This window comes from Streptomyces sp. RK9 (genome assembly GCF_045070545.1).
In the GTDB taxonomy this organism is placed as follows: domain Bacteria; phylum Actinomycetota; class Actinomycetes; order Streptomycetales; family Streptomycetaceae; genus Streptomyces; species Streptomyces alboflavus.
Genome location: NZ_CP173704.1, coordinates 3,991,060 through 4,003,230 on the forward strand (window position 1 = coordinate 3,991,060; position 12,171 = coordinate 4,003,230).

Genomic DNA, 12,171 nt, shown 5'->3' on the forward strand with positions numbered 1-12,171 from the left:
ACGCAGGAAGGAGCGCGGTCATGCCTCTCGAACCGCTGTCGCAGAAGGAGATCGAGGACCGGCTCGCCGAGCTTCCCGGCTGGTCGCTCACATCGGCCCCCGCGGCGGCCGACGACTCCGCCGCCGAGGTGAAGCTCACCCGCGCCTACGGCCTTCCCTCGCACTTCGCGGCGACCGCGTTCGTCGTGCACGTCTCCCAGGTCCAGGAGGAACTCGGCCACCACGCCGAGCTGACCCTCGGCTACAACACCGTGACCCTCGCCGTGAACACCCACAGCGCGGGCGGCGCACTCACCGACCTCGACTTCGAACTGGCCCGCAGGGTCGAGGCGCTGGCGACGGGCCACGGAGCGGAATGATGCGGGACGCGACGGGGCGGGGCGGGACGGCGCGGGCCGCCGGGACAGGGGGCGTGCCGCTTCCTCCTGGGGGGCTTCCTCGCGCCGTCGTGCGGCGGTCGTCCGGGGTGGTCGGGGCCGTGGGGCCGGGGCGGCCCGGGCCGCGGCGCCGGGGGCCGTCACGGCCATGCGGCGCCCGCCCGGTTCGCGGCCGGCGGGGAGCCGTCCGCCGGGCCCGGGGCCCGGCAGGGGCCGCGCGAGGTGCGGAGCGGGTGCCTGATGCTCGACTACGGCAAGGAGGCGGTGCGGTACGACGCGTCGCGCGGGGGTGAGCCACGGGCCGTGGCCGCCGCCGACGCGGTGCTCTCGCTGCTGCCGCCGGGGACGGGCCCGCTGCTCGACGTGGCCTGCGGCACGGGCCTGGTGACGCGGCGCCTCGCGGCGGAGCCGGGGCTGCGGGTGGTGGGCGTGGACGCGGCGTACGGCATGGCCCGGATGGCGGCCGACCGGGTGCCCGGTGCCGTCGTGCTCGGGGACAGCAGGCGGCTGCCGTTTGGCGACGGCACGTTCGACGCGGCGACCGCGGTGTGGCTGCTGCACCTGCTGTCCGACCCGGACGAGGCGGCGGCCGTCGTCGGGGAGTGCGCGCGGGTGCTCCGGCCCGGCGGGGTCCTCGTCACCACCGTGGACAAGGCCGCCTCGCACAACGTGGGCAGCGACATCGACGCGGCGCTCGCGGGCCGCCCCGTCCGGTCGCCGGTGGACGGGGCGGCCCGCGTCGAGCAGTACGCGGCCGCGTACGGCCTCACCCGGGCGGGCGGGGCCCGCTTCCGGGGCCACGGGCAGGGCCGCAGCCCTCGCAGCACGGTCGAGGACCTGCGCCGGGGCTGGTTCACGAGTGTCCCGCCGGACGGCGCCCTTGCGGACCGCTTCGCGCGCCGCCTCACGGAGCTCCCGGACCAGGAAGTCCGGCGCCCCGACCCGGAGTTCGCACTCCGGGCGTTCCGCAAGCCGCTGGGCTGAAGGGCCGGGCGCCGACAAGGCCCGCACGCCTTCCCTCCGGGGTCGGGCACAGGCGCCCGGGGACAGCCGTCACCCCGGCCCCACCTCTTTGCCGAAACGGCAACACGGCTGGCCGTATCCGTTGGAGAGGGCGCAGGCTGGCGACGTAACCACGAACGGGCGCGGCAGCGCTGAGAGCGCAGGAGAGGCGGCGGTGACGGTGGCAGAGCACGAGGGTGCGGCGCACGGGGCGGACGGGGAGCAGGGGCACGGGGCCGGGCGCGGCGGCGGTCACGACGGCGGCCACGGGCACGGTGAGGGGCACAGCCACGGGGGCGGCCACGGTCATGGCCATGGGCACGGCCACGGGCACACCGACATCGACTGGGCCGTCATGGCGCCCGTGCTTGAACAGAACGCGGAGGTCACGGCCCCCGTGTACCGCGAGGTGGCGGCCTGGCTGCGCGACCTGCGCGCGGGACACGAGGGCGGCCGCCCCGCCGCCGTCGGAGGCCCTGCCGACGCGGCCTCCGCCGACGAGGTTCCGGTCGACCAGGCTCCGGCCGCCGTCGACCCGTCCCTGATCGTCGACGCGGGCAGCGGCCCGGGCGTCGTCACCTGTCTGTTCGCCGAGGTGTTCCCGGAGGCGCAGGTGATCGCGGCGGACCCCGAGGAGGCGCTGCTCGCGCGCACCGTGGAGCGCGCGGCGCGCCTCGGCCTCGCGGACCGGGTGCGCACGCACCGAGCGGAACTCCCCGACGGCCTGGGCGAGGTGCCGCCCGCCGACCTCATCTGGGCGGCCCGTTCCGTGCACCACGTGGGCGACCAGGTGGCCGCGCTGACGGCGCTCGCGGACCGGCTCGCGCCGGGCGGCACGCTCGCGATCCTCGAAGGGGGCCTCGCGCCGCGCAGTCTCCCGCGCGACTTCGGCATCGGCCGGCCCGGCCTCCAGGCCCGCCTGGACGCGGCCAACGAGGAGTGGTTCGCGCGGATGCGGGCCGACCTGCCGGGCGCGAAGGAGGCGACGGAGGACTGGGCCGCGCTGCTCACGGCGGCCGGCCTGCGGCATGTGGCGACGCGCAGCTTCCTCGTCGACCTGCCCGCGCCGCTCGACGACGCGGCCCGGGACCACGTCGTCACCACCTTCGGCCGTTACCGCGACTTCGCCGAGGGCGCCGACGACCCGGTCCTCGACGCCGACGACCGCGCCACTCTCGACCGCCTCCTCGACCCGCAGGACCCCGAGAGCCTGCACCGGCGCGCCGACCTGTTCCTGCTGACGGCGCACACGGTGCACGTGGCGGTCCGGGAGGCGTGAGGCCCCCGGAGGGCGGGTGACCCTGGGGGTGAGGGCTACCGGGGACACCCCGCCCCTCACCCCCCGGGTGTCACCCCCGCAACTCCTCCAACCGCACCAACGCGTCCCGCACCTCCGCCCGCTCCGCCTCCGTCAGCTCGACCCCGGCGGCCTGCTCCAGGAGCCGCCCCGCGAACGCGTCCTCGCCGAGCCGCTGGGCGATGTCGCCGCGCAGCACCAGGAGCCGCAGGTGCTGCGCGGGCGTGGGCCGTTCGTCGGTCAGGGCGAGGGCGCGGTCGATGACCTTGGCGGCGCCCGCGAGGTCCTCCTTGGAGTCGACGAAGACGTCCGCGAGGTGCAGGGCCCGCGCGAAGGTCTCCTTCGGCGCGGGCCGGTGCGCCTGGTCCTCGCTGATCTGCTGGCCGACGCGGATGCTGTTCCCCGCCGGGTCGGTCATCAGGAACTGCCGCACTCCGTACGACATGTCCTTCAGCGGTCCGATGCGCGGCAGCCCCCGGCTCGGGATCTTCCCGTACGCGGCCTTGAGCCCCGCGCGGAACGCGGTGTGCAGGGAGTCCACGTCGTCCGTGAGGATGTAGCAGCCGGAGATCGACCCGGCCGGGTCGTACTGCTTCATGCCGAAGAACTGCAGCTCCACGGTGCCGCGTTCGACGACGGCGTACGCGTACGGACTCTTCTGGAGGTAGGTCGTCTCGAACCCCAGGGCGGTGTAGAAGTCGACGATCGGCTGGACGGTGACGCAGGGCAGGAGCGGGATGGTTTTCTCGGCCATGCGCGCCATTCTAGTCAAAGTTGAATAGAGTGGGAGAGGGGGCGTATCTGCCCACTTCTGGAGTATCGGCGGTCGTGTTGAGGGATGGTGGGGGGAAGGGAACGGGACACCTGACCCAGGGGGGCGTGCATGGCGAACGAGCTGATGCGGTGGGAGTCGGACGAGGGGCCCGTCGTCGTGGAGGTGGACTCCAGGGACCCGGGGTACAAGTCCGTGGCGCGGCGGGACGGCAACGGCGAGATCCACGACGTGGAGGGCCGGTTCGAGTCGGCGCTCGACAACGTGCGCGGCGCCGCGCTCTCCGCCCTGCGGACCTTCCGCACGCAGGCGCTCGACCCCGATGAGATCTCCCTGGAGTTCGGGGTCAAGCTGAGCGCCGCCGCGGGAGCCGTCATCGCCAAGACCGCCGCCGAGGGGCACTTGACCGTCACACTGACCTGGTCCCGCGAGGGCGCGCAAGGCGAATAATGGCGGACATGCACTGGCGTGCCCGCATCGGCGCGGTCGGCGGTGCGCCGCTGGGCGCGGGCGTGCTCGTCGACAGCACCCGGCTGATCACCTGCGCCCACGTCGTCGACGGACTGCGCGAGATCCGCGTGTCGCTGCCCGGCCGCGCCGACGGACTGCGGGCCACCGTGTCCTGGTCCGGCGACTGGGAGCGCATCGGCGACACCGGCGACATCGCGGTGCTCACGCTCGACGAACCCTTGCGCGTACCGGCCTGCGTGTTCGCACCGCTCGGCACGCTGCGGCCGCGCGCGGGACACACCGCGTACGCGCTGCGCGCCCTCGGCTTCCCCCGCGGGCACGAGGAGAACGGCACCCACGTCACGCTGCGCACCAGCGAGGACCGGCAACTGAGCAGCGAATGGCTGGAGATGGACGTCGAGCAGGCCCATCTCCAGCGCCTGGACGAGGGGTTCAGCGGAGCCGCCGTGTACGACATCGAGTCCTGCCAGGTCGTCGGCATCGTCACCGACGCGGTCCTCGCCGGCGACCAGGAGGGCTATCTGGGCCGGATGCTCTCCCTCGACGTCATCCGCCGCCACTGGGAGGGCCTGGACGACCTGCTGCCCCTCGACTGGCTGCCGACCGCACCGCGCCGCGAGCTGCGCGCCCTCTTCGAGGGCGTCGAAGTCGAGGCGGGCGTCCTGGAGTTGGCGGTGCGGCGGGCCTTTCCCACGCTGCGGCGCGATCCGCCGCCCCTGCGGTCCGTGTGGCAGGCGATCCGGTACGTCGCCGAGGAGCTGACCGGCGAGGACCGGCTCGCCCGGCTCCTCGGGGAGGTCGGGCGGTGGTCGCCGGGCGGCAGCGGGCCGGGCGTCGCGGCCTGGACGCGGCGGTGGACGCCCGGGGCGGGGGAGGGGGAGCCCGGTGCGGGGCTGCACGGGGGGCTGCACGGGGGTTTCCACGCCGGGTTCCACGGTGCGCCGCACGGAGGGCCGGGCCGAGGGGCGGGCGAAGGGCCGGGCGAAGGGCCGGGTGGGTGCGCTCCGGCCGAGGCGCCGCCTCCCGCAGGCTCCGTCATGTTCCGCGCCGAGCCCATGACCCGCGGCGGCAGCCTGGAGCTGTCCGTGTGCACCGTCGTCGACGGCGTGCCGGTCGGGCGGGCCGGGCCCGTGCGGATCCGCCGCCAGCACCTGCAGGCCCGGGTCGAGGCGCTGCTCGCCGAACAGGTCGGCAGGATCCACGAGTTCGACTGGATGCTGGAGTTCGTCGTGCCGCCCGGGCTGATGAGCGAGCCGTACGAGGAGTGGCACATCCGCGAGCCGGGCGCCGCGAGGCCCCGCCCCATGCGCACCGTGCCCGTCGTCGTCCGGCACGTGGAGCGCCTGAAGCCGCTGACCGTCTCCCGGCTCACCCGCAAGCGCTGGGCGACCGTCCGGGCCCGCGGCGAGACCCGGCCCGAGCCCGTCGACTGCGGACTGTCCTACGGCTACGAGCAGTTCTACGGCTGGCTCGACGCCGACGACGACCTGTGCGCCCTCGCCTACGCCGCCCGGCCCGTCGACGACTGGCTCTCGGCCGCCCTCGACACCGGCGTGCCCATCATGCTGTGGCGGCGGCACGACTGCGCCGACGACGGCCACACGGCGTGCGCGCCCAAGGCGTTCCTGGACCGGCTCACCGAGGCCGTCGCCACCCTGGAGCCCGACCGACTGCCGCTGGAAGTCATGAAGCTGCGCAAGGAGGCGCGGTCCCCGCACAAGGGGTACGCCGATCACTGCGGGCACCGCCTGACGCTGTTCTGGGACGACCCGGAGCGCATGCCTGATCCACCGCTGGCCATGGGGAACGCCATGGGGAGCCCGATGGGGAACAAAGGGAGCGCCTGAGATGCCGATGCCGCCGCCGACGCCGGCCTCGTCCGACCCACCGCCTGCCGCGAGCCCCCCGACCTCCTGGCAGATCTACTCCGGCACCCGCACCCCGCACGACGGCATCACACGCCTCCCCGCCCCGCCGCCCTGGCGCACCTTCAAGGGCGGCCCGCCCCTGTCCGTCCCGCCCGGCGACTCCGGCAACCAGCACGCGGCCGTCAGCTACCGCCCGAGCGCCGACGCCGTCCGCCAGGTCAACGCCGCCCTCTACCTCCGCAGGCCGCTCCTGGTCACCGGCGCCCCCGGCACCGGCAAGTCCTCCCTCGCCTACGCCGTCGCCCACGAACTGGGCCTCGGCAAGGTCCTGCACTGGCCGATCACCAGCCGCGTCACGCTCCGCGACGGCCTCTACGCGTACGACCCCCTGACCCGCCTCTACGCCGCCGAACGCGCACGCCACGGCGGAACGGGCGGCGACGGGGCGGGCGACGCGAGGAGCGGCGGGGCGGACGGCGGCGGAGCGGCGAGCGCCGGGGCGGGCGACGGCCCGGCGGGCGACGACATCGGCGACTACCTCCGCCTCGGCCCCCTCGGCACCGCCCTGCTGCCGTTCGCCCGGCCCCGCGTCCTGCTCGTCGACGAGATCGACAAGAGCGACATCGACCTGCCCAACGACCTGCTCACCATCTTCGAGAAGGGCTCCTACGAACTCGTCGAGCTGGCCCGCCGCGCGGCACCCACCGCCCGCGTCATGACGGCCGACAGCACCAAGGACCGGGTGGAGATCCGCGACGGCACCGTCACCTGCCGTGCCTTCCCCCTCGTCGTCATGACGAGCAACGGCGAACGCGAGTTCCCGCCCGCGTTCCTGCGCCGCTGCGTCACCGTGGACCTCAAGCAGCCCGCGACCCTCGACGAGCTGACCGCCATCGTCCGCGAGCACCTCGACCCCGTCGTCGCGGACGCGGACGGCGCGCTCCCGGCCGGGATCGAGGACGTCATCCAGCGGTTCTTCGACCGGCGCAGCGGCGGCCTGCTCGCCAACGACCAGCTCCTCAACGCCATCTACATGTGCCACCACGCGGCCCTCACGGAGCCTCCCGAGAGCGTCGCGAAGCTGGCGGACCAGGTGATGCCGTTCCTGACCGCCGAAGCGGCGCGGTCCGATGACGCTTGACCGGCTGCGGGGCCTCCTTACCGCCCTCGGGCCACCGGTCACGCCGCTGGACCTCGCCGAGATGCTGTGGCTCGCGGAGCGGCTGCCGCCGGACGAGGAGAGTGCCGGCGGCGGGTCCCTGTCGCCGCTCGGCGAGGGGAGCGCGCCCGGCGGTGCTTCCACGCTCGGGCGTCCCGGCGGTCACGGCCCGGGAGCCGGGGGAGCCGAGGGCCCCGGCGCCTGCGAAGGCGGCGCCCCCGGCCACGACGGCCCCGAACCGGCCCCAGCGGACGCCCACGCGACCGCCGACGCCGACGCGACCACCACCGACAGCGCGCCCCGCACCCCCCGAGCCGCCCTCCACCTCCCGCGCGGCCGCGCCCACCCCGGCGCCGACGCCGACGACGTCCTCGTACCCGCCCCGCAGGCCCTGCGCCACGAGCTGGCCGTCCAACGCGCCCTGCGCCCCCTGAAGCAGCGCGTCCCCGACCGGCGCCGCCGCGTCCTCGACGAGGCGGCGACGGCCGCGCGCGCCGCGGAACACCCCGGCTCGCTCCCGTGGGCCCCGGTCCTCGTGCCCGCCACCGACCGCCTCTTCAGCCTCGCCCTCGTCGTCGACACCGGCCCGGCGATGGCGGTGTGGCGGCCCCTCGTGCGGGAGTTGCGCGAGGCCATGCAGCGCACCGGCGCGTTCCGTGACGTACGCGTCTGGCACCTCGCCGACACCGGGACGCGCGTCGGCGTGCGCTCCTCGCCCCACGGCCCCGCCATCGCCCCCGCGGCCGTCATCGACCCGACGGGACGTCAGGTCGTCCTCGTCCTCAGCGACTGCTCGGGCCCGCACTGGTGGGGCGGCCGCGCGGGCCCCGCCCTGCACCTGTGGGCCGGACGCGGCCCCACCGCCCTCCTCCAGCCGCTCCCCGAACGCCTCTGGCGGCGCACCGCGGCCCCCGCGGTCCCCGGCCGCGCCATCGCCTCCCGCGCGGGCGCCCCCAACACGGCCCTCCGCTTCACCCCGCACGACGGCCACACCCGCCGCCCCGCCGGAGCCGTCCCGGTCCCCGTCCTGGAACTCGCCCCCGAGTGGCTCGCCGACTGGGCCGGACTCCTCATGGCCCAGGGCGACCACCCCCGCGACACCGCCGTCACGTACGTCACCGGCGACTCCCGCCCGCAGGAACAACCCGTCGCCGACGAGGGCGACCTGCCGATCACCGAACGCATCCTCCGCTTCCAGTCGGCCGCCTCACCCACGGCCGCCGACCTCGCGGCCCACGTCGCCCTCTCCGTCCCCGCCCTGCCGGTCATGCGCCTCATCCAGCAGCGCGTCACCCCCGGCTCCCGGCCCAGCGACCTCGCCGAAGTGCTCCTGAGCGGCCTCCTGGAGCCCGTCGACCCGGCCCGCGGCCTCTACGACTTCGTCCCGGGAGCCCGCAGCGCCCTCCTCCAGACCCTGCCGCGCCCCGAGTCCCTGGCCGTCGCCGAACTCCTCGGCCGCATCGGTGCGGAGATCGAGTCCCGGGCGGGCTCGGCGACCCGGGCGTTCCAGGCGGTGGTGGCGGTGGCCGAGGGGGCGGGGAGCCGGGGGCTCGGGGTGGCGGGGGAGCCGTTCGCGTTGGTGAGTGAGGAGGCGCTGGGGTTCTTGCGGGGGCGGGCGATACCGGTGGTGGAGCGGCCGGTGGTGGAAGAGGCGTCCGCGGCGGAAGAGGAGTCGGCCGCCGTGCCGCTCCCGCCCGCCTGTCCGGTGGTGTCCAACATCCCGCTGCGAAGCCAGTCGTTCGTCGGCCGTGCGAACGAACTCCAGCGCCTGGAGGCGGACTTCTTCCGCGCCGACGCCTCGTCCGACAGGCTGCGTGTGGTCGTCGTCCACGGGATGGCGGGCGTGGGCAAGACGGAGCTCGCGGCGACGTGGGTGGGGGGCTGCCTGGAGGGCTCCCGGTGGTGGGTACGTGCGGGCTCGCGGGAGGACATCGACGAGGGTCTGCTCGCGATGGCTCTCGCACTGAACCCGCCTGTCGTGGGCGCGTTGCCCCGGAGCGCGGGCATCGAATGGGCTGTGAGGTGGCTGGCCTCGCACGCGGACTGGGTGCTCGTTCTCGACGACGTGCGCGACCCTGACGACGTACGGGCGCTCCTGTCCCGACTCGGCTCCAGCGGACGAGTCCTGGTGACCACGCGGATCGCGTCCGGATGGGAACCGACGCTCTTCGCGGGCCAGGTCGCCGTCCTGACCGTGATGCCGCTCGGTGCGCTCCAACTCCCTGAGGCCGTCTCGTTGTTGACGATCCGGGCGGGCGCGGGGGTGGTGCTTGACGGCGCGGCGGCCCTCTGCAAGGAGCTCCACTGCCATCCGGCCGCACTGGTGCAGGCCGCCGCGAACATCGCCCGTATGAGGGTGTCCGTCTCGGAGTACCGGAGGCTGATCGGCCGTCATGTGGGCCGCAGCGAGCGTTCCCTCCTGCGTCAGTTGGTGCACGCGTTCCAAGACCCCTTGGGGGCGCGGATCCTGAACGTGCTCGCCTGGCTGGCGCCCGAGCCCGTCCCGCACGCGGTCCTGTCCCGCATGGCGAGCCCCCTGGGCCTTGACAGAGCCCTGCGGCTCATGGAGATGAACGGCCTCGTCGATCTCGACGAGGGGGCAGTCCGGATACACCCGTGGGTCCAGTCCGTCGTTCGTGCGCCGGACGACTCCACCCCGTCCCGGGGCCGCGAGGCCGTCCGCGAAGCCAGGGACGAGGCGGCCGCCTGCCTCGCGGATGCCCTGCCGCGCAATTCGGACGCTCCCGCCACCTGGATCCGCTGGCGCGAACTCCTGCCGCACATCCTGGAGTTGGTGGCACGCGTCCCCTCGGAGGAGGACACCGAGCTGCTCGCCTACCTCATCAGGGAGGCGGCGGGATTCGTCCTCACCCAAGGCCACCCGGACCAGGCCGTCAGCATGTTGGAGCGAGCGGTCGAGAGCCTGGACAGGACGTCCGGGGAGAGAGCGCCCATGACCCTCGACGCGGCCGGGAGGCTCGCGGGCGCGTATCGCACGGCGGGACAGGCGCACCGGGCCGTCGCGCTGTACGAGAGCACGGTCCTCGAGCTGGGCCGGGTGCTGGGTGCGGGGCAGAGCAAGACCCTGGCGCTCCGCCTCGAACTCGCGGCGACGTACCTGGAAGTGGGGTTCGTGACGGAGGCCCGGCAGCAGTTCGACGTGGTGTTCCGGCTGAGCACGGAGAGGTACCCGCAGGACGACCAGTACGCGCTGGCCGCACGCGCGGGCCTCGCGGACAGCCGGCTGGCGGACAACGCGCAGGGCGCGGTGTCCATATACGAGGACACCCTGGCCGAGTGCCGCAGGATGCTGGGCGACGAGCACCCCCTCACGATCGACGTGCGCGGCAAGCTGTCCGCCGCCGCCCACAGGGCGGGCGACCACGCGCGGGCGCAGAGCACGGCGGAGTCGACGCTGGCCGCCTGCCGACGCGTCTTCGGCGACGACCACCCGCGGACCATCAGGGCCATGAGCGATCTGGCGTACGTGCACGAGGGCTCCGAGCGCCTCCTGCCCTGGGCGATCGAGGCGTACGAGGAGGCGCTGGCGCAGAGCACGGCGGTGCGCGGCACGACGCACCCGGAGACCCTGACCCTGCGGGACCGGCTCGCGGCGGTGCACGCGCGGGCGGCGAACTGGCAGCGCGCGATCGCACTGTACGAGGAGACGCTGGCCGTCCGTACCGCCGAGCTGGGCGACGACCACCCGGAGACCCTGCGTACGGTGGCACTCCTCGCCGAGGCGCACAGCTCCTCCGGGGCCTGGGCCAGAGCCATCGGGCTGCACGAACGCGTCCTCGACGCCCAGATCAGATCGCTGGGGGACGGGCACGTCGACACCTGGCCGTCGTACGACCGGCTCGCGGGCGCCCTGCGCGAGGTCGGAGACATCGGGGGCGCGGTGGTGCTGTACGAGGCGGTTCTGAACCTCAGGACGGCGGCGCTGGGCAGGCAGCACCCCGACAGCGTGGCGACCCTGGAGGCACTGGCCCGCGTGCACCTGGACGCCGACGAGCAGGACCTGGCCCTCGACGCGTACACGCAGGCGCTGGAGCTGCGGCGCGGCGCGCAGGGCGAGCTGCACCCCGACACACTCGCCGCGGTCCGCCGCGTCGCCTGGCTGTACGCGGAGGCGGGTGACACCCCAAGCGCGGTCCTGACGTACCGCAGGACCGTGAACCACTGCGCCACCGTGGGCGACGTCTGGCAGGCGGTCGCTCTGCTGGAGTGGGCCGCTGAGCACGTAGCCCCCGCGCTGGGCGCCGACCATCCGGAGACCGTGCGGATCCGGGAAGAGCTGGACCACCTGCGCCGCCGCTGAACGGCCGGCGCAGGTGGTCCACAGGGCTCACCTGTCCGTCAGGACGGCCAGGACTACATCTCCGCCGGGTCGGGCCCGAGCCGCCGGTCCTCGTTCAGGGCGCTGATCGCCGCCATGTCCTCCGGGTCCAGCTCGAAGCCGAACACGTCGATGTTCTCCTTGATGCGGGAGGGGGTCACCGACTTGGGGATGACCACGTTCCCGAGCTGGATGTGCCAGCGGAGCACGATCTGCGCGGGCGTGCGCCCGTGCTTCTGGGCGATGGCGATGATCGCCGGGACCTCCAGGAGGCCCTTGCCCTGGCCGAGCGGCGACCAGGCCTCCGTGGCGATGCCCTGCTCGCCGTGGTAGGCACGGGATGCGCGCTGCTGGAGGTGCGGGTGCAGCTCGATCTGGTTCACGACCGGGATCACCGACGTGGCGTCGATGAGACGGTCCAGGTGCTCCGGAAGGAAGTTGGAGACGCCGATGGACTTGGCGCGGCCGTCGGCGAGGATCTTCTCGAAGGCCTTGTACGTGTCGATGTAGGTGTCCGCGGACGGCATCGGCCAGTGGATCAGATACAGATCGACGTAGTCCAGGCCCAGCTTCTCCAGGGAGGCGTCGAACGCGCGCAGCGTCGAATCGTACCCCTGGCTGTCGTTCCAGAGCTTCGTCGTGACGAAGAGCTTGTCGCGGTCGATTCCGGAGGCGGCGATGCCCTTGCCGGTGCCCACTTCGTTCTCGTAGACGGCCGCCGTGTCGATGCTGCGGTACCCGGACTCCAGGGCCGTCGCCACGGCCCGCTCCGCCTCGTCGTCCGGCACCTGCCAGACACCGAAGCCCAGCTGCGGCATCTCGATGCCGTTGTTCAGGATGATCGGGGGGACCTTGCTCACGAGCTCTCGATCCTTATACGTCGTCG

9 protein-coding genes are annotated in these 12,171 nt (G+C 74.3%); 7 read left to right on the forward strand and 2 right to left on the reverse strand.

Going from position 1 to position 12,171, the window contains the following annotated elements; genetic code table 11:
- The first annotated feature begins 20 nt into the window (after positions 1-20).
- The 3 genes from AB6L24_RS37375 (at position 21) to AB6L24_RS37385 (ending at position 2,658) form a co-directional block, all read left to right on the forward strand.
- Positions 21-359: a 4a-hydroxytetrahydrobiopterin dehydratase gene (locus tag AB6L24_RS37375; protein ID WP_405663054.1), complete on the forward strand. Its 339-nt coding sequence runs from the start codon at positions 21-23 to the stop codon at positions 357-359.
- 258 nt (positions 360-617) lie between these two features.
- Positions 618-1,361: a class I SAM-dependent methyltransferase gene (locus tag AB6L24_RS37380; RefSeq protein ID WP_405663056.1), complete on the forward strand. Its 744-nt coding sequence runs from the start codon at positions 618-620 to the stop codon at positions 1,359-1,361.
- 193 nt (positions 1,362-1,554) lie between these two features.
- Complete coding sequence (locus tag AB6L24_RS37385; RefSeq protein ID WP_405663059.1) at positions 1,555-2,658, forward strand: class I SAM-dependent methyltransferase; 1,104 nt, start codon at positions 1,555-1,557, stop codon at positions 2,656-2,658.
- 70 nt (positions 2,659-2,728) lie between these two features.
- On the opposite strand, the gene AB6L24_RS37390 is transcribed toward AB6L24_RS37385, so the two are convergent.
- The gene (locus tag AB6L24_RS37390) at positions 2,729-3,430 is read right to left on the reverse strand and encodes a bleomycin resistance protein (RefSeq protein WP_405663060.1); all 702 of its coding nucleotides are present in this window, start codon (positions 3,428-3,430) and stop codon (positions 2,729-2,731) included.
- Positions 3,431-3,559: 129 nt separating this feature from the next.
- Here AB6L24_RS37390 and AB6L24_RS37395 point away from each other — a divergent pair, with 129 nt between their 5' ends.
- Genes AB6L24_RS37395 through AB6L24_RS37410 form a run of 4 tightly spaced genes read left to right on the forward strand, consistent with a single transcriptional unit; the run spans position 3,560 to position 11,267 of the window.
- The gene (locus AB6L24_RS37395; RefSeq protein ID WP_405663062.1) at positions 3,560-3,898 is read left to right on the forward strand and encodes a CU044_2847 family protein; all 339 of its coding nucleotides are present in this window, start codon (positions 3,560-3,562) and stop codon (positions 3,896-3,898) included.
- Positions 3,899-3,906: 8 nt separating this feature from the next.
- Positions 3,907-5,766, forward strand: a complete 1,860-nt coding sequence (locus AB6L24_RS37400; protein WP_405663064.1) for a trypsin-like peptidase domain-containing protein — start codon at positions 3,907-3,909, stop codon at positions 5,764-5,766.
- 7 nt (positions 5,767-5,773) lie between these two features.
- Entirely contained in the window at positions 5,774-6,928 is a 1,155-nt protein-coding gene (locus AB6L24_RS37405; protein ID WP_405663619.1) for an AAA family ATPase, read from the forward strand.
- Positions 6,918-11,267 carry an SAV_2336 N-terminal domain-related protein gene (locus tag AB6L24_RS37410; protein ID WP_405663067.1) on the forward strand — a complete coding sequence of 1,450 codons (4,350 nt, stop codon included), beginning with the start codon at positions 6,918-6,920 and terminating at the stop codon, positions 11,265-11,267. Before AB6L24_RS37405 ends, AB6L24_RS37410 begins: the two co-directional genes overlap by 11 nt.
- A 53-nt stretch (positions 11,268-11,320) precedes the next feature.
- On the opposite strand, the gene AB6L24_RS37415 is transcribed toward AB6L24_RS37410, so the two are convergent.
- On the reverse strand, positions 11,321-12,103 hold the full coding sequence (locus AB6L24_RS37415) for an aldo/keto reductase (protein WP_380833484.1): 783 nt from the start codon (positions 12,101-12,103) through the stop codon (positions 11,321-11,323).
- Positions 12,104-12,171 lie beyond the last annotated feature (68 nt).